Genomic DNA, 15,618 nt, shown 5'->3' on the forward strand with positions numbered 1-15,618 from the left:
TAATAATTTTTTTTATGATTGAGAAGAGTAATATTCGACAACGTTATTTAGCATATCAATAACAACTTTATTAGAACACTTTGTTTTCTCCTGCAGAGTTAAACATGCCTCTTTGATATTAACAAAGGCATCCTCACAAATTTCTGCCAGTTGCTCCTCAGTGAGGTTGTTTTTAGTCATTAGGATAAAAATTGAGTTCAATAATGACAATAATAATATGTCCTAACAATGCAAAAAATCAATTTTTGCATTGTTCCTCATAGTAATCCGTTATTTTTTTTGCTTGTTGAAGAGATAAGGAGCTTAGAACAGAAGTTGCAGGAAGTTTAAGTATCGAACAAATAGCGAGTATATCAGCACTGTCTACTTCAAGGGCACTAGCTAATTCCTTAACTCTAAATTTCATTTCCCAAAAAAGATTTTAATTTAGTTTTATTTTAACTATATTTGTATTATAGTATAAAATGAAAAAGCTTTAGAAAAAAATGAATGTATATTCTTTTATTCGTGAGATTTAGAACAAAAAGTTTATTATTCTAAATTAAATATGAGTTTAATAAGCTTATTTAATGCGTCAAAAGATTACGGAATCAAAAATCTTTTTTCAAATATAGATATTCATATAAATCAAAAAGAAAGATTGGGTTTAATTGGTTCCAATGGATCTGGAAAATCCACCTTATTAAAAATCATTGCAGGTAACGAGAAACTCGATAGAGGCAGAAGAGAATGTTCAGCATCAATTAGAATTGCACTCGCAGGTCAAAGCATTCTGGATAATTCAAGAAATTCCGTATTAGATGAAGTATTATCAAATCAAGGAGAAAAAAAAGATTTACTTCTTAAATATAGTGAAATTAATAAGGAATTATCTGTTAAACCTGAGGATCCATTAAACATAAAAAAGCTTGGTAATATTGTTGATCAAATGGATCAATATGATGCCTGGAATTTAGAAAGAGAATGTACAGAAATACTAACTAGACTTGGTATAACTGATCTTAAAAGTCCTATTTGTCAATTATCAGGTGGATATAGAAAAAGAGTAGGTCTTGCATCTGCAATGATTAAAAACCCCGATGTTCTTCTTTTGGATGAACCTACAAACCACTTAGATTCCAAAGCTGCGGAGTGGCTACAAAATTGGTTGAAGAATTTTAAAGGTGCTTTAATACTAGTAACCCATGACAGATATTTTTTAGATTCAATTACAAATAAACTTTTAGAAGTTAAAGATGGTAAATTAAAACCTTATGAAGGTAATTACTCTTATTTCCTTCAAAAGAAATTAGAAGATGAAAAAATTGATATCAATAAAGAAAAAAAATTACAAGCTCTTATTAGGAAAGAGCTAGCCTGGCTAAAAAAAGGAGCTAAAGCGAGAAGTACCAAGCAAAAAGCAAGGATAAACAGAATTAATGATATTCGAAAAAATAATATTTCTAAAAAAAATGACAAACTTGAGCTTGAATTAAATTCAAGTAAAATTGGGAAACGAGTAATCGAAATACAAAACCTCACAATAAAAATAGGTAAGTCAAGTCAAGCAAGAACTCTAATTCAAGATTTTAATTATAGTTTCTCTCCAACAGATAGAATTGGCATAGTAGGAGAAAATGGTAGTGGCAAATCCATTTTTATGGATACAATCGCAAAAAGAATTCTTCCATCATTTGGGAGCGTAAAGCATGGAGATACTGTAAAGATAGGTTACTTAGATCAATTCACTATAGATTTATTTGATAGAGAAGGATTAGAAAGAAAAGTTATTGACTATATAGAAGAAGTGGGCTCAACTATAGAAATTAATAAAACCAAGATAAGCGCATCAAAGTTACTTGAAAGATTTTTATTTACACCAGCTCAACAACATGCACCCATATCTAAGTTATCAGGCGGAGAAAAACGAAGATTAAATATATGTAAAATACTAATACAAAAACCAAATATACTTCTTTTAGATGAACCAACTAATGACTTAGATATTGATACATTGAATGTATTTGAAGACTATCTTGAAAAATTTAATGGTTGCATAATAGTAATATCACATGACAGATACTTTCTTAACAAGGTAGTAAACAGAATTTTTAACATAACAAATAAAAAAATAAGACGATATGAGGGTAACTATTCAGATTTCATAGAAAAAACTATCTCTATTCAGGAAAATGAAAGTTTAGATAAGTTAAAATCACAAAACAAAAAAATATATAATAAAAGCAGAAATACCTCTATTAAGAAAATATCTTTCAAAGAGAAAAAAGAATTAGAATTTATAGAAACTAATTTACCATTCTTAGAAAAAGAAAAACTAATAATAGAAAAAAATATTAAAGGAGATAAGGGAAATATTGATGAACTAAGCAACAAACTTGCAGATCTCGTCAAAGAAATTGATATTCTTGAAGAAAAATGGCTAGAAATCAATGAAAAATTGATTTGATTTTCTATTTTTAAATTTATTACCAGGGTAGTATTTGTCCATTAGCATGCCAAAAAGAGCCACTATTTTGAAGGTTTAAATTATCAATAACACTTAACAAGCCAGAAACAGATTCATCAGTAGAAATTCCATTTGGAGTAAAACCAGTCATTCGGGTACTTACCAAACCTGGATGTAGAATAGCCACTGAAATATTTTTTGCCTTTAAATCAATTGCCAATGATTTTCCTGCCATACAAAGAGCAACTTTAGACATTCTATAACCATAAGAACCACCACTTGTATTATCTTGAATAGACCCCATCCTACTAGTCATTAAAATAATTTTACCTCCACTATTAATTCTTTTCAGAAAAGTTTTAACCATACATAGAGGACTAAGTGCATTAACTTCAAACTGTCTTAATATACTCTCTGGGTTTAATAATTCTAAACTATTATTCTCATATATACCTGCATTAAGTATCATCACGTCTATATTGATAAATTGTAATCTTTTCAAAAGACCTAATACTGAGTCACCAGAACTAATGTCTATATTTTCTTCAACTCTAACATTCAAGTTATTTAAGGCTTCGCTTGATTCTCTACAAGTAGCTATAATTTGATGATCAAACTTTTTTAGTTGTCTGCAATATTCTAATCCAATTCCCCTGTTAGCTCCGGTTATTAAATAAGTAGCCAAAAAACCTAAAAAACTCTTTGTACTTTAGTAAAATAATTTAACCTCTCAATATAAATCTTTAATTTTCGCGATAATACTTAATAATTCAAAATCCGTTACGAATTCCTTTCTCTGTTTCTAATTTATATCTTTTTCCAGGGAGAGGATCAATAAAATGTGTTTTTCCTGTAAGTAACTCATTGGCCTGCTCGTTTGAGCCCTCAACTTTTATTAAGTCATTAACAATACCCGAAAAACTTGCGTCACCACCAACCGTGCTAGCAAAAATCACCTTAGGATTGAAAAGTTCAACAAGATCAATAAGAACATCTTTACCACGTATAAATTTTCCAGCTAAAGGTAATTTGAGATTAACAACTGGTGTTATCACAGCATCTAAGTCCTTAGAAGCTAAATCTTTATCAAGATATCCGTGAGGTTCAATGTAGATATTTGCCTCGCCATCAGACAAAAGATAACCATTTTCAAAACTTGGAACAGGTGCTCCTTTTGTTGCTATGACCTCTAGACCATTTATTGTTTTCGAATCCTGGGGTTTTAAAGCATCTATTGATTCAAAACCTAATTCATTAGCAACTGATGCTGCTGAAAATGATCCGAAAACAGGAACATGTTTTGGAATAATAGATAACGTCTTCGGATGAGCATGATCTGCTAACCCCTGAGTTAATAGGATCAAGTCAAGGTTAGGCGGCAATTCAAATTGTGAGTTCAATTTTCCTTCTATTAACCATGGACCCGGTGGAAAAGAAAGATTTCCTGTGAACCAGGGATCAACAAGAACTCTCATTTTTTCAAACTCTATTAACCAGCTACTTGAACCAAAATAAGTTGCATAAAGAGTCACATCAGTAACACAGATAAGATTTACTAGACTATAAAATTTTTATCAAAAATGGGGATGATTGGAATAGGCACATGGGCATGGGGGAATGAATTGGTTTGGGGTTACAACCCTATAGACGATAATGAACTTAGAGATTCCTTAAAATTAGCAATCAAAGGCGGGTTGAATTTTATAGACACCGCAGACTCTTATGGGACAGGGAAAAACAATGGAAGGAGTGAGGAGCTTTTAGGTAAATTTCTTGAAATAATTCCAGATTCGGATAAAAATAAAATAACAGTTGCTACAAAATTGGCACCTTATCCTTGGCGTCAAGGAAAAAGAGGTTTTAAGAAAGCATATTTTTCAAGTAAAAAAAGACTAAAAGGAAAACTTGACATTGTTCAACTCCACTGGAGTACGTCAAGATATTTTCCATGGCAAGAGGTTGATCTTATTGATGGTTTATGTGATCTTTGTGAAAGTGGTGAAAGGTTTGAAATAGGTATATCTAATATGGGAGAAAAAAGATTGGAATGGTTTAGTAAAAGACTAAAAAAACGTAATATTCAAATTAAAACTTTTCAAACACAATATTCCTTATTGTCCCCCAATAACAAAGGTAAAAATAAAATCAAGGCGCTTTGCAAAAACCTTAATATAGGTTTCTGGGGATACAGCCCTTTGGCTCTGGGTATACTTGCTGTGAGTCCAGATAATAATCTACAAACTTTAACGATTGGAAGAAATCTTTTATATAAAAGGTTGATTCCCAAGAGTCAGATTTTAAGAGAAGAACTTTTTAATATAGCTACTAATAGAAGAGTTTCCCAAGTTCAGGTTGCACTAAATTGGACTATTTCACATGGAGTCAATCCAATAGTAGGTATTAGAAAAACATCGCAAGCGAGAGAAATTATTCAAGCTTTAACTTGGAATTTGTCAAAAAATGAGAAAGAAACATTAGATTTACTTAGCGAAGAATGTATAGATAAAATGCCTGAGAATCCCTTCCAAAGTAATTAAAATATGGAAGCATAAAATTAAGAATCTAGAGCAACCTCAATTGCAGTTATAAGTTTTTCACTGGTAGGTTCAGTTCTGGGCTGAAACCTTGCAATTACATTTGAATCTTTTCCTACTAGGAATTTCTCAAAATTCCAAGACACATCTCCAGTTGGCTCTGTTTTATTGAGAGTTGTGTAGGGTTCAGTTGTTGCGCCCTTTGCATGTACTTTGTTAAAAATCTCAAATTTAGCTCCATAATTCAAAGTGCAAAATTCCTTTATTTCAGATAAACTTCCAGGTTCTTGATTACCAAAGTCATTACAAGGAAAACCTAAAACTTCAAAGCCTTTGTTTCCATACTTGTTTTGTAGTTCTTGTAACCCCTTATATTGAGGAGTATTTCCGCACATACTTGCAACATTAACTATCAAAAGGACTTTCCCTCTGTATTCGCCTAATTTCTTCTTGCTACCGTCAGCGCATTCAATCAAGGTGTTAGAGACATCGATTTGCATGGAATCAAATGAATAAATTTTTTGCAACTCTAGTGAATATTTTGTGTTTTTGTCTCTCTACACTCACATAATTTGTCAATTGATGGCCTTCCAGTGACGGTTAATCTGTATTTTGCCCAGAATTCATAGACTTTACTCACAGCTTTTTTGACAAAGATAATCTTTGTAGGGTAATAAATCCATCCCAACCCAATAGATTTATAAGCTTCAGCGAATACATCAATACCTTCAATTGTAAGTCCATATGAGTTTATTCCATGAATTTTTCCCATTGCTTTTCTATAAGAAATTCCATTGTATTTTTTAGGGGAGTAATCAACAGAATCAATATCGATAAATTCTAAATTACTTTTTTTATCTTTTGATTTAAGAAATTTAACCTCCCTAAGACATAGAGGGCAGCCACCATCAAAAAGAATGGTCAGTGCGATTTTGTTTTTAGATTCTAAATTATTGGAATTATCAGAAATTTTGTCTTTTTTCATCAAAAGGGGCTTTTCGAGTCTGTTGCTAAATCATAACGAAAATTCTTGAGTGAATTGGTTATAATCACCAAAAATTATTTTGTCAAAAGCGTAGAATTATTATGCCAATTGGAAATCCTGCACTACTAATTATTGAAAGATTATTTTGGGCATTTATTGGGTTATTTTTCATTTCGGCAATACTCAAATTTTATTTGGAGAATATAAAATCAAATGAAAAGTTAAATAAAAAAGGGGATATGGAAAATATATTGATTGAATTGGCCCAAAAAGCAACTAAAAAAGAACAAAAGTAGAAAACATTCTTTATTCTCTAATCACGAAATAAAAATAAATTAAGTAAGATTTAAAGCTTTAGTGTTGACAATTCATGATTTGGAACACTGATTCCATTACTGATCAGTCTGGCAGAACTTATCTTGTAACTGGAGCCAATAGTGGACTTGGCTTTGAAACCTCAGATATTTTACTCAGCAAAGGTGCGACTGTAATATTGGGATGTAGATCAATCAAAAAGGCAGAGTCGGCTAAGAAAAGTTTGCTGCAAAAATCTCATAACGGGGTTATCGACACTATAGAGTTAGATTTAAATGACTTAAAAAAAGTAAAAACAGCATCTAATAAATTAAAAAGCTCTTATTCTCAAATCGATGTATTGATAAATAATGCTGGAATTATGGCCCCTCCTTATAACTTAACTAAGCAGGGATTTGAAAGTCAATTTGGAGTAAACCACCTTGGCCATATGGCATTAACAATTGAACTGTTACCACTGCTCGAAAATAGTAAAGATTCCAGAGTCGTTACAGTTACATCTGCCGCACAATACCTGGCAAAGATAAATTGGGATGATTTGCAAGGAAATAAAAAATACGACAAATGGGCTTGCTACGCACAAAGTAAATTATGTAATGTTCTTTTTGCATTGGAGTTAGAGAGAATATTCAAGTTAAAAGAAAACTCTGTTATCTCTTTGCTTGCACATCCTGGAATTGCAAAAACAAATTTACAGAAAAATTCACTAAAACATAATCCCTCAAAAATCGATGAATTTCTGCTTGATTTAATATCACCATTTATGCAATCACCAATCATGGGTGCTTTGCCACAATTGTTTGCAGCCACAAACCATACCGTCCAGGGAGGAGAGCAATACGGGCCTAAGTGGAACTTTAGAGGATATCCTAAATTATGTAGAGTTTCAGATTACGCGAAAAATGTGAAATCAGGTCAAAAACTTTGGGAAATTAGCATGAAATTAATAGAGGAACATATCTAAACAATATTTTTATTCAACAATCATATTTTTGGTTCATTCAGGCAAGAAAGAACTGTTGCTGGCTGTTTAAGATTATTTTTAACGCAATTAATTCTAATTTCCGCACACCCATATTGGTCCGAAGAAACACATTGGCTAAAAAATCCATAAAAGAAATTGACAGCGATTTCACCAGTTATTACGGCTAGAAATACCGAAATAAAATTTAAAAGGCCAGATTTCATCCCTGTTGACTAGAAAAATGATTTTACCAATTCAAATTCTATAATTTTTTTAGTTTTATTTAATTACTTAAAGAATCTTTTGAAAGATTGAAAAATTGGTTTGAAAGGATTAAGTTCCATTGTAAAAAATAAAAATTTGCATAAAGGAATCACGCATAAGGCGTTACGGTTTTTAGATAAACTGAATTAAGCTTTCTGGTGGAATCAGGTACGTGAAACCGAAATCCCTATTGAACCGGTGACAGAAATTTCTGAAGATGAGTGAAAATCATCAGTACAAATTTTTCCGCGTGATTGCTTATAAAGAAATATAACACATAATGTAAACTATTGTGAAGCATCACCTTTTCTGTTTAGCCCACTTTGAGTATCAAATATAGGCTTTTTTATTGAAAACATTAGGGTTTGAGCTCTATTTGCTAATTTATCATTATGATATTAGAGTAAGTTTTACACACTAAAAGGAAATTACTTAAGGGATATTTAGATTATTTTTATTCTGAATAGTTAATGAATGTATTCAAAAATTTATTATTTTATACAGTTTCATACAAAAAATTAACCACGTCCCCCAAAAAAAACATGTAATATTTGCCTAATCTATTGGAACTAATGATTGAACTCCAGAATGCTGTAGAAAGTTTACCTGTTTGGAGATCAATACTATGGTGTTTCTACCCTTTTGCTGTTTTGATAATATTTGAAGTTTTCTTCGGTAGTTTCAATGATGATGATGATGATGACTCTGGCATGATGATTCCTGCTTACCAAGTCGCAAATCGCTAATCAAACGAACACTATCAAGAAAATGTCAATTAAAGTCGGCGATAAAATTCCAGAATTTTCCCTTACAGATCAATTTGGAAAAAATAGAAACAACAATCAACTTTCTGGTAAGCCTTTTGTTTTGTTTTTTTACCCAAAAGACGATACACCTGGCTGTACCATCGAAGCATGCGGATTCCGAGATAAATATGATCTTTTCAAAGTTCTTGGAGCAGAAGTATGGGGAGTAAGTAATGGAGATAGTTCTAGTCACCTTGCATTTGCAAATAAAAACAACTTGCCATATCCCCTTCTTTGCGACGTTAACAATCTACTTAGGAAACAATTCGGTGTGCCAAAATTTCTTGGACTGATTGAAGGAAGGGTCACTTACATTGTTGACTCGAAAGGTTACGTAAGGCATATATTTGAAGATTTACTTAATGGACCTGCTCACATAAAAGAGGCATTAAGAGTTCTTAAAGAAATTCAAGTTAAATAATATTTATTGATTCTCTTTCTTAAATAAATAATATGAAAAAATATTATATATATGGCTAACTATTTTTTTAAAATTATTATTATAAAATAATATAAATAAATGTTGGGTTTAATTGCCGGTATAGGGGCCTCAATAAGTTGGACAATTGCTTGTTTTTTATGGAAGTCAGAGACTAACAAAATAAGTCCAAAAAGAATTAACTTTTTGAAAACATTTATAGCTCTTTTATTTTTCTCTCCTTTTCTCTTTTATCCTGAAATATCATTAAATCGTGAAGATTTTTTTCTTCTATTGTTTAGTGGATTAATTGGCATTGGTATTGGAGATTCTTTTTACATAACATCTTTAAAAAAGATTGGAACAAGAAAAACACTCTCAATTGAGTCTTTATCTACTTTGATGGCGAATTTTATAGGTTTCTTAGTTTTAAATGAGAGCCCCTCATTACAAATGATTTTAGGTTCATCTATAGTTACTATCTCACTTATTTTGATTATATATCAAGATAGGTCAATAAATAAATACAATGAAAATAATAGTAAAAATGGCGTCATTTTTGCCTTTGCCTCAATATTTTGTGCTGTAATTGGTGGATCTTTATCTAGATATATTTTAGTAAAATATAATATAAACCCGTTAAATACTACAGCCATAAGATTAGTTGGTGGATTTATTTTTTTAATTATCATTAATGACATAAGTAAAGATTTATTTTTAATTGAATCTAGTAAAAGAAGACAATTAAACATTTTCATATCATCTTTACTGGGGACTAATTTAGGAATATACCTACAACAAGTTGTTTTTAAAACATTGCCTATTGGAATAGGGTGGACAATTCTTTCTACATCTCCAATATTTTCACTATTTTTTGCAAAGAAGGAAAAGGATAATATAAATGTCAATAGTATCCTATTGACATTTACTGCTTTTCTTGGAGTCGTTATAACATTCTTATAATAATTTACTTTTTAAATAGCTTTTTAAGTCTATCACTGTTTTCGTAACCATCACTACTTACCATAAATGCTACAGTTGCAAGCATTATGATAGCAATGAGTGATATTCCAAAAAAAACTTGCTGGACGGGATCTAAAGGACCAAACATTAGTTTTCTATGAACTTTTAAAAGTATACAGGTTTATAATCAACATAAGAATATTGTATTCACTTCAAAAAATTGAGGATAAATTCTAAATTATATATATAAAGGGGATTAAAGTCGATTTCAAAGCTATATTTATTTCTTGAGCTACTAAAAATAGGAACTAATAAGTTGTGAGAAATTAACTATTCGCGAAAACGAATGACCATCTCCTTGTCCCCATTCTGTCCGATTCAGAATAGCAATTAGCTATCAATTCACCATTTGATTTTCTTATAGCGCATTCCACTCCATCAGCTGTCCTGTAAAAACTAGAAGAAGAGGCGCAAACTTCTCTAGCCATTTCTGAGTCAAGATTTTTCAATATCTTGCTCCAAATCATCTCTTCATTCTCATCCTCAGAAGCAGTAAAGTACATATTTAAATTTGGATAAATAATCCTATAAGATACATACCCATAAAAAGTTTAAAAAGCTTTTTTAATAGATACATAACTATTTTAATTTAGAAAATATAATCGATCCAGTCAATAAAGTATTTAGCTATGGAAAATAAAATTTGTAACAAAACCGAAATTACCTTAAAATTTTATTGTATTAATATTTATTAGTTAATAATAATTCTATTAATTATTTTAAATTAAGAGTAAATACTCTTGATCTTTGTCTTATAAATATTCAGAAAATAAAAAAAAGTTAGAGCAACTATGGTTAGGGATGCTCCAATAATCATCAATAATAAATTCATTTTTAAAGAGCATATATTTAAAATAATCGCATGTAAATTATGATTTGCTTGTTATCTTTACTTTTATTTACCTGACTTTGAAGCAACTACATGTGCTACAACATCTCAAGAGAGAGAGGGCAAACTTATTTGTAGAGGTTGCTAAGCAGAAAGGCTTAGAAGTGAATACATGTCATTTGTATCTTGGTCACAGGCTTCCTAAACCCAAAAAAGGTGATGTGATCCTAATAATGGGCGGCAGTATGGGTATTAAAGATATCAGCTCACCTTTATACCCCTGGATGAAAAATGAACTGGACCTTATAAAATATTCACTCGATAAAGAAATTGGGTTAATTGGGGTTTGTCTCGGTGCACAATTAATTGCTTTTGCTGCAGGCGGAAAAATAGAAAAACTAAAAGATATTCGCAATCAAAAATTTATAGCTGAAGTTGGTTGGGGAAAAGTCAAATCTTGTTCCAACAGTAATCATGAGGCTATCATGAGTTTTTTTGAGTCTCCTCTAGATGTTCTTCATTGGCATGAGGATAGAATTATTCTTCCAGAACATGCTAAGCAACTTGCTTCAAGTGATCTATGTGAAGAGCAATTTTTTAAAATTGGTGCAAAAGCATTTGGATTACAATTTCATATTGAAACAGATAACATAATGATTAAAGAATGGATTAAAAATGACCGTGAATTTATATGTAGGGCATTAGGTAAAAAAGCTCAAAGTATTCTTTACCAGCAGGAACTTAAATACTCCCAAAAAAGCAAAAAAAACAGGTTAAAATTAATAAACGGATTGTTTAATATTTTAATGCCTTGTTAGTTTTACCAGCAATAACTTTACGGGCTATTAAAAAAACCTTGTGAGGTTAAAAACCAACCCATTGCAAGGATAGGACCTAAACCAAAAAATAATAAAACAGCTTTTTGAATTTTAGGATCAACTTCCTTATCTCTTTTTAATTTAGCCATTGAAAGTAATGAATTTAAAACTAAAGATTATTTGAAATGATTGTATTAAATTCAAATTTTATTTGTTAATGATTTATTATTTTGAATTTTTTCCAGTGCACTAGACTTAGAAATTTTTGGGACATCGTTAAGACCACTTGCATTGAACCAGGGAGCATTCTCCCAACTAAAACCTTTTCCAAATGTATTATCAGGGGCAGTAACGTACCAGTGACAGGCCGCATCTGGAACGTCAACTGCACACTTGGACCAATCATCACTCCATTGTGGCACTTGAACCCACATAATACTTGAAAGGAGGAAGGTAAAAGTTGTGAACATATTATTTAAAAATTAAACAATAACGAAATTTATTAGTTTTCGTGAGGCTAGGGAATTGAAGATTGATAAATTTTGTACCTAAAAAACTAACCAAGTCCTAGACAACCTTAAAGAGCATCCAAATCCCTTCTTCTGTGCACTGAATGTGAGTAATTAGATTCAGAATCAGAAGTTTTAAATTTTGAAGATACCAACGGAACGACTTGTATTATGTCTCTAAATTTTTTATTTACAATAGTGAAAGGGGTAATTAATTTCATGATAAAAAATAATCTGTATATGTTCTACAAAAAAAAGAGATTGTTGATGAGATTTAAAGGTGATATTTACCGAACATAATTTACTGAGAAGAAATTTTTGTTTGAATTATTTGTACGATTATAAAATACATATAGTGTCGTTAGTTTTTACCGGTACCTAAACAGCACAAGCAAGTTGTATATACATCTGGGGCAGATTTTTTATATCCACTGCCTCCACAATTTTTGCACGAACTGGAGTCGACTTTTTCTTTTGTAGACAATTTGGTAATTAGTATGATTTGAGATCCATCAAGCTCAGATAAATGGACCTCATTTAAATTATCTTCAATGCAAGACAAAATCGCGACCTGAGATTATTAAGAAAAGATATACAAAATCACTGCAATGCACGACTTTTGAATGTAATTCTTTGTTTTTCATAATCAATATCTAAATTTCTACTTATGCAACTCAATTTTTTTAGTAAGAGACTGTAGTGTAATTTGTAAAATAAGGCTCTGAAATCCACATTCAAAAAAATTCTTTTTTAAGGTGTCTGCATGCTCCAACCCTTGAATGATCAAAACCATACTTACTAAGTCTTTTTCTACTGACACTGCATTACTCGTCATGCGAGTTTTGACTGGGTCATTCCTAATCCACCACGGCTTCGAAAAATTAGCCAATATCGAAAATTTTGCAGACGCTTTTGTCAGGCCTCTCCACTTGCCTTTTCCCATCCTCTTATCTTACGTAGCTGCAGCTTCAGAGATAGGTGGTAGTTGGTTAATAATTTTAGGAATAGGAACAAGATTGGGAGCTGCTTCAATTGTTGGAACCATTGGTGTTGCTATTTATCACTCATTGGTAACAGCAGGTTTTAATATTTATCTTTTAGAACTTTTAGCACTATATGAGGCCTTAGCCATTGCTATTTTGCTTGCAGGGCCAGGAATTTTTTCACTTGATGAATTAATCGTAAGAATTTTCGAGTCAAGGCTTAAAAAGAAAATTGATAGAATAGAGCTATTTTTCAAAGAAGAAAAAAACTCAATTAAGTCCGCAATATAATTGAATGACTAAAATATCTCAAATTCTAGATTTAGAAGTTGTAGATAGAATTATTGAAATGGCTTGGGAAGACCGTACTTGTTTTGATGATATTTTCTACCAATTTGGTTTGAAAGAAAAAGAAGTAAAACAAATCATGCGGTCAAATTTAAAGCCTTCATCATTTAAGCTTTGGAGAAAAAGAGTTACCGGTAGAAAAACCAAACATCTAGCATTTTCCAAATCTATTCGTTTTAAGTCAGCCAACAAAATTTAAACAAAAACAAGCTTTACATTTTTTCCCATATATATCTTTCTCCTGTTTGATCGACTTTAACTGCAATACAATTGCTAGCTATACTCCAAAGAGCTTTATAAACAGGGGTGGGATTATATAGATAAACATCCGGAAAAGCATTCTTTATTTGATTAGTAGCTTTCCTTGCATGGTAATGAGGAATAGAGGGGAAAATATGGTGTACAACATGCGTTGATCCTATTCGATGATGTAAAAAATCAATAATTTTGCCGTAAGGTCTATCGATAGACAAAAAAGCTCCTCTTACGAAAGAGAATTCTGATCCAGCAAGATGTGGAACATCTGTGTCTGTATGGTGAAGCCATGTGTAAATGACAAGCCAACAATTCACTACAAGAAGGGGGCAAAAATATATTGCAATCACAGAGGCAAATCCATAATTCAATCCCCAACATAAAAGTAAAAATAAAACCACAACTACACCAAAATCTGATAGCCAAACCTTTTTTGCCCAGATTGATGGCCATAGTTTCTTAGAAAAAGGTTTAACTGGCCAAAAATGATTAGAAGTTCCATACTTTGGCCCACCCGTTGCACCTGTTAAAAGATATGCAGGCCACCCAAATATTAAATGTAAAACTAACTGTACAATTCCATATTGTACCTTCCCTAATTTCTTAGACAGGCGAATTTCCTTGTCTCCACCTTCCTTTTCTCCAATTTTTTTCTTGCCAATAACTAATGGAACATGTGTTTCACCATCTGTGATGTGATTAGTAAATCTATGATGAATCCCATGAGATCTTTGCCAAGAGAAATATGGCACCAGAAGAATTGAATGTAATGAGTATCCAACCATGGTCTCTAGTTTTCGGTTATCGGAAAAAGCTCCATGTCCGCATTCATGCGCTAAAACCCAGAAACCCATCGCTGTAGTTCCCGAGATAAAAGCATAAATACCCCAGATTGGGATAAATTCTTGAGAAAGAGGAATTTTCAATCCAATTAATACAACAAAAATTTGAATAACTATTGAGCGAAGTAAAAATCCAATAGAAGCTAGGGTATTTCTTCTGAAGCACTCTGGCGAAATTGCTGCAGTAATTTGTTTTATTGATGGGATATCGCCCTTCTCAATGTTTAGCGCTTTTCCTCTCAAGCCTGAGAGAAGTACGTTTTCAGAGAATTCTAATCCAGAATTAATTGCCACAATTTTTTGAAATCTATAGCATTTGAAACCAAAATTGCTTATTGCAAAATAAGGCTCTTTAGGAAGTGATTAACTTCTTATATGTTTTTAATAGTAATGGATTATCGAATTAAAGGAAACAAAATTAGGGTTGAGAAAAAATTAAATGGTTGCAAAGTAAAAAAATTAACCTTAAAAAAGCTTTTTATTCAAATTCAGATCGCAATAAATGAAGGGACCAAAATATTCAGATTAGAACAGTACTAAGAAAAAAAGTAGTCTAGGACTAGCATTTGATAAATAAAGCCTGTCTGACATGATTACAAAAATCAACTAAATAAGAAGATTTAAGGCCTTGTTGTCTGCAATGATCACTTATTTTGTATGCTCCATTGGTTATCGATTTTAAAATCTTAGATTTTCATGTCACAACTCACATTCACGACGTTCGCGATTGGTGAACCAAGTACCTCTGCTATCTTTGCTGGAATTGCATCGCTTGTTCTTTTTGTTCTAGTTGGAGTTATCGCTGGGCCAAACTTAAGCAAATTTGAAGAAGAATAAGTTTATGAGTTTTATCAAAAGGAGTACTTTGATAAAACTGCTGCTGATAGAAGCCTCACTTAAAGTAAAGTGTTGCTCATAAGATCCAGCTCATAATATTTTAAAAATTTAAGATAATCTGGCGCTCATGAGCAAAAAATTCTCATGAGCAAAAAATTTTTCTCTCTTATTGACTTCTATGATTACAAACTTGATACGCAAGAACAAATGCTGAGTCCTTAGCTAACTGATTTTTTTCAGCAGATTCCTCAAGAAATCTTTTTTGGGCAATACTTATACATTTATTTTTATCTTTGGCTTCTTGAACCACAGGATAAACAAACGCCGAAAAAATAATTAACAATCCTGAATAGGTCACAAGTTTTCTATGATTACGCCACCAAGTGTAATTATTCAAGTTAAAGATTTTTTTTAAATCCATATATCTAAAATTAAATTTTAG

At 31.5% G+C, this 15,618-nt stretch carries 23 protein-coding genes; 11 read left to right on the forward strand and 12 right to left on the reverse strand.

Going from position 1 to position 15,618, the window contains the following annotated elements:
• Positions 1-12: 12 nt before the first annotated feature.
• Together AC6EJA_RS03375 and AC6EJA_RS03380 are read right to left on the reverse strand one after the other, a co-directional pair.
• Positions 13-180, reverse strand: coding sequence for a hypothetical protein (locus AC6EJA_RS03375; RefSeq protein WP_498503186.1), 168 nt, complete (start codon positions 178-180; stop codon positions 13-15).
• A gap of 58 nt (positions 181-238) precedes the next feature.
• Positions 239-406, reverse strand: coding sequence for a translation initiation factor IF-2 N-terminal domain-containing protein (locus tag AC6EJA_RS03380; RefSeq protein ID WP_498503187.1), 168 nt, complete (start codon positions 404-406; stop codon positions 239-241).
• 141 nt (positions 407-547) lie between these two features.
• Between AC6EJA_RS03380 and AC6EJA_RS03385 the strand changes: the two genes are divergently transcribed.
• Complete coding sequence (locus AC6EJA_RS03385) at positions 548-2,446, forward strand: ABC-F family ATP-binding cassette domain-containing protein (RefSeq protein ID WP_498503188.1); 1,899 nt, start codon at positions 548-550, stop codon at positions 2,444-2,446.
• A 19-nt stretch (positions 2,447-2,465) separates the two neighbouring features.
• Here AC6EJA_RS03385 and AC6EJA_RS03390 read toward each other — a convergent pair whose 3' ends face one another.
• On the reverse strand, positions 2,466-3,131 hold the full coding sequence (locus AC6EJA_RS03390) for an SDR family oxidoreductase (protein ID WP_498503189.1): 666 nt from the start codon (positions 3,129-3,131) through the stop codon (positions 2,466-2,468).
• An 85-nt stretch (positions 3,132-3,216) separates the two neighbouring features.
• Positions 3,217-3,978 carry an MBL fold metallo-hydrolase gene (locus tag AC6EJA_RS03395; RefSeq protein WP_498503190.1) on the reverse strand — a complete coding sequence of 254 codons (762 nt, stop codon included), beginning with the start codon at positions 3,976-3,978 and terminating at the stop codon, positions 3,217-3,219.
• A gap of 48 nt (positions 3,979-4,026) precedes the next feature.
• Between AC6EJA_RS03395 and AC6EJA_RS03400 the strand changes: the two genes are divergently transcribed.
• Complete coding sequence (locus tag AC6EJA_RS03400; RefSeq protein WP_498503191.1) at positions 4,027-4,983, forward strand: aldo/keto reductase; 957 nt, start codon at positions 4,027-4,029, stop codon at positions 4,981-4,983.
• Between the two features lie 17 nt (positions 4,984-5,000).
• Here AC6EJA_RS03400 and AC6EJA_RS03405 read toward each other — a convergent pair whose 3' ends face one another.
• Both AC6EJA_RS03405 and AC6EJA_RS03410 read right to left on the reverse strand, forming a co-directional pair.
• Positions 5,001-5,480: a glutathione peroxidase gene (locus tag AC6EJA_RS03405; protein WP_498503192.1), complete on the reverse strand. Its 480-nt coding sequence runs from the start codon at positions 5,478-5,480 to the stop codon at positions 5,001-5,003.
• Between the two features lie 29 nt (positions 5,481-5,509).
• Positions 5,510-5,965 (reverse strand): thiol-disulfide oxidoreductase DCC family protein, encoded by a 456-nt coding sequence (locus tag AC6EJA_RS03410; RefSeq protein WP_498503193.1) that lies wholly within the window; start codon positions 5,963-5,965, stop codon positions 5,510-5,512.
• A gap of 101 nt (positions 5,966-6,066) precedes the next feature.
• On the opposite strand from AC6EJA_RS03410, the gene AC6EJA_RS03415 reads away from it, so the two are divergent.
• Together AC6EJA_RS03415 and AC6EJA_RS03420 are read left to right on the forward strand one after the other, a co-directional pair.
• A complete protein-coding gene (locus AC6EJA_RS03415; protein WP_498503194.1) occupies positions 6,067-6,261 on the forward strand; it encodes a hypothetical protein in 195 nt (64 codons plus the stop codon).
• Between the two features lie 74 nt (positions 6,262-6,335).
• On the forward strand, positions 6,336-7,244 hold the full coding sequence (locus tag AC6EJA_RS03420; protein ID WP_498503195.1) for an oxidoreductase: 909 nt from the start codon (positions 6,336-6,338) through the stop codon (positions 7,242-7,244).
• Positions 7,245-7,264: 20 nt separating this feature from the next.
• On the opposite strand, the gene AC6EJA_RS03425 is transcribed toward AC6EJA_RS03420, so the two are convergent.
• Positions 7,265-7,468: a hypothetical protein gene (locus AC6EJA_RS03425; RefSeq protein WP_498503196.1), complete on the reverse strand. Its 204-nt coding sequence runs from the start codon at positions 7,466-7,468 to the stop codon at positions 7,265-7,267.
• Between the two features lie 612 nt (positions 7,469-8,080).
• Here AC6EJA_RS03425 and AC6EJA_RS03430 point away from each other — a divergent pair.
• From AC6EJA_RS03430 to AC6EJA_RS03440, 3 genes are all read left to right on the forward strand, one after another.
• Positions 8,081-8,254: a hypothetical protein gene (locus AC6EJA_RS03430; RefSeq protein WP_498503197.1), complete on the forward strand. Its 174-nt coding sequence runs from the start codon at positions 8,081-8,083 to the stop codon at positions 8,252-8,254.
• 22 nt (positions 8,255-8,276) lie between these two features.
• Entirely contained in the window at positions 8,277-8,735 is a 459-nt protein-coding gene (locus tag AC6EJA_RS03435) for a peroxiredoxin (RefSeq protein WP_498503198.1), read from the forward strand.
• 99 nt (positions 8,736-8,834) lie between these two features.
• A complete protein-coding gene (locus AC6EJA_RS03440) occupies positions 8,835-9,695 on the forward strand; it encodes a DMT family transporter (protein ID WP_498503199.1) in 861 nt (286 codons plus the stop codon).
• A 326-nt stretch (positions 9,696-10,021) separates the two neighbouring features.
• Here AC6EJA_RS03440 and AC6EJA_RS03445 read toward each other — a convergent pair whose 3' ends face one another.
• Complete coding sequence (locus AC6EJA_RS03445) at positions 10,022-10,258, reverse strand: hypothetical protein (protein WP_498503200.1); 237 nt, start codon at positions 10,256-10,258, stop codon at positions 10,022-10,024.
• A 421-nt stretch (positions 10,259-10,679) separates the two neighbouring features.
• Between AC6EJA_RS03445 and AC6EJA_RS03450 the strand changes: the two genes are divergently transcribed.
• The gene (locus AC6EJA_RS03450) at positions 10,680-11,402 is read left to right on the forward strand and encodes a type 1 glutamine amidotransferase (protein WP_498503201.1); all 723 of its coding nucleotides are present in this window, start codon (positions 10,680-10,682) and stop codon (positions 11,400-11,402) included.
• Positions 11,403-11,419: 17 nt separating this feature from the next.
• On the opposite strand, the gene AC6EJA_RS03455 is transcribed toward AC6EJA_RS03450, so the two are convergent.
• A complete protein-coding gene (locus AC6EJA_RS03455) occupies positions 11,420-11,551 on the reverse strand; it encodes a hypothetical protein (protein WP_498503202.1) in 132 nt (43 codons plus the stop codon).
• Between the two features lie 51 nt (positions 11,552-11,602).
• Positions 11,603-11,872: a DUF8643 family protein gene (locus AC6EJA_RS03460; protein ID WP_498503203.1), complete on the reverse strand. Its 270-nt coding sequence runs from the start codon at positions 11,870-11,872 to the stop codon at positions 11,603-11,605.
• A gap of 818 nt (positions 11,873-12,690) precedes the next feature.
• Here AC6EJA_RS03460 and AC6EJA_RS03465 point away from each other — a divergent pair.
• Both AC6EJA_RS03465 and AC6EJA_RS03470 read left to right on the forward strand, forming a co-directional pair.
• Entirely contained in the window at positions 12,691-13,185 is a 495-nt protein-coding gene (locus AC6EJA_RS03465; RefSeq protein WP_498503204.1) for a DoxX family protein, read from the forward strand.
• A gap of 4 nt (positions 13,186-13,189) precedes the next feature.
• Positions 13,190-13,441, forward strand: a complete 252-nt coding sequence (locus AC6EJA_RS03470; protein WP_498503205.1) for a TIGR03643 family protein — start codon at positions 13,190-13,192, stop codon at positions 13,439-13,441.
• Between the two features lie 13 nt (positions 13,442-13,454).
• Here the strand turns inward: AC6EJA_RS03470 and AC6EJA_RS03475 are convergent, their stop codons facing one another.
• A complete protein-coding gene (locus AC6EJA_RS03475; protein WP_498503206.1) occupies positions 13,455-14,633 on the reverse strand; it encodes a fatty acid desaturase in 1,179 nt (392 codons plus the stop codon).
• A 402-nt stretch (positions 14,634-15,035) separates the two neighbouring features.
• Here AC6EJA_RS03475 and AC6EJA_RS03480 point away from each other — a divergent pair, with 402 nt between their 5' ends.
• The gene (locus AC6EJA_RS03480; protein ID WP_498503207.1) at positions 15,036-15,176 is read left to right on the forward strand and encodes a hypothetical protein; all 141 of its coding nucleotides are present in this window, start codon (positions 15,036-15,038) and stop codon (positions 15,174-15,176) included.
• A gap of 166 nt (positions 15,177-15,342) precedes the next feature.
• Here the strand turns inward: AC6EJA_RS03480 and AC6EJA_RS03485 are convergent, their stop codons facing one another.
• The gene (locus tag AC6EJA_RS03485) at positions 15,343-15,573 is read right to left on the reverse strand and encodes a hypothetical protein (RefSeq protein ID WP_498503208.1); all 231 of its coding nucleotides are present in this window, start codon (positions 15,571-15,573) and stop codon (positions 15,343-15,345) included.
• Positions 15,574-15,618 lie beyond the last annotated feature (45 nt).

Source organism: Prochlorococcus sp. MIT2309 (assembly GCF_059772305.1).

Bases quoted from the DNA above. Each gene is read 5' to 3' on its own strand.
- AC6EJA_RS03375 (WP_498503186.1), bottom strand. From the start codon at position 180: ATGACTAAAAACAACCTCACTGAGGAGCAACTGGCAGAAATTTGTGAG.
- AC6EJA_RS03380 (WP_498503187.1), bottom strand. From the start codon at position 406: ATGAAATTTAGAGTTAAGGAATTAGCTAGTGCCCTTGAAGTAGACAGT.
- AC6EJA_RS03385 (WP_498503188.1), top strand. From the start codon at position 548: ATGAGTTTAATAAGCTTATTTAATGCGTCAAAAGATTACGGAATCAAA.
- AC6EJA_RS03400 (WP_498503191.1), top strand. From the start codon at position 4,027: ATGGGGATGATTGGAATAGGCACATGGGCATGGGGGAATGAATTGGTT.
- AC6EJA_RS03405 (WP_498503192.1), bottom strand. From the start codon at position 5,480: ATGCAAATCGATGTCTCTAACACCTTGATTGAATGCGCTGACGGTAGC.
- AC6EJA_RS03410 (WP_498503193.1), bottom strand. From the start codon at position 5,965: ATGAAAAAAGACAAAATTTCTGATAATTCCAATAATTTAGAATCTAAA.
- AC6EJA_RS03415 (WP_498503194.1), top strand. From the start codon at position 6,067: ATGCCAATTGGAAATCCTGCACTACTAATTATTGAAAGATTATTTTGG.
- AC6EJA_RS03420 (WP_498503195.1), top strand. From the start codon at position 6,336: ATGATTTGGAACACTGATTCCATTACTGATCAGTCTGGCAGAACTTAT.
- AC6EJA_RS03425 (WP_498503196.1), bottom strand. From the start codon at position 7,468: ATGAAATCTGGCCTTTTAAATTTTATTTCGGTATTTCTAGCCGTAATA.
- AC6EJA_RS03430 (WP_498503197.1), top strand. From the start codon at position 8,081: ATGATTGAACTCCAGAATGCTGTAGAAAGTTTACCTGTTTGGAGATCA.
- AC6EJA_RS03435 (WP_498503198.1), top strand. From the start codon at position 8,277: ATGTCAATTAAAGTCGGCGATAAAATTCCAGAATTTTCCCTTACAGAT.
- AC6EJA_RS03440 (WP_498503199.1), top strand. From the start codon at position 8,835: ATGTTGGGTTTAATTGCCGGTATAGGGGCCTCAATAAGTTGGACAATT.
- AC6EJA_RS03445 (WP_498503200.1), bottom strand. From the start codon at position 10,258: ATGTACTTTACTGCTTCTGAGGATGAGAATGAAGAGATGATTTGGAGC.
- AC6EJA_RS03455 (WP_498503202.1), bottom strand. From the start codon at position 11,551: ATGGCTAAATTAAAAAGAGATAAGGAAGTTGATCCTAAAATTCAAAAA.
- AC6EJA_RS03460 (WP_498503203.1), bottom strand. From the start codon at position 11,872: ATGTTCACAACTTTTACCTTCCTCCTTTCAAGTATTATGTGGGTTCAA.
- AC6EJA_RS03465 (WP_498503204.1), top strand. From the start codon at position 12,691: ATGATCAAAACCATACTTACTAAGTCTTTTTCTACTGACACTGCATTA.
- AC6EJA_RS03470 (WP_498503205.1), top strand. From the start codon at position 13,190: ATGACTAAAATATCTCAAATTCTAGATTTAGAAGTTGTAGATAGAATT.
- AC6EJA_RS03480 (WP_498503207.1), top strand. From the start codon at position 15,036: ATGTCACAACTCACATTCACGACGTTCGCGATTGGTGAACCAAGTACC.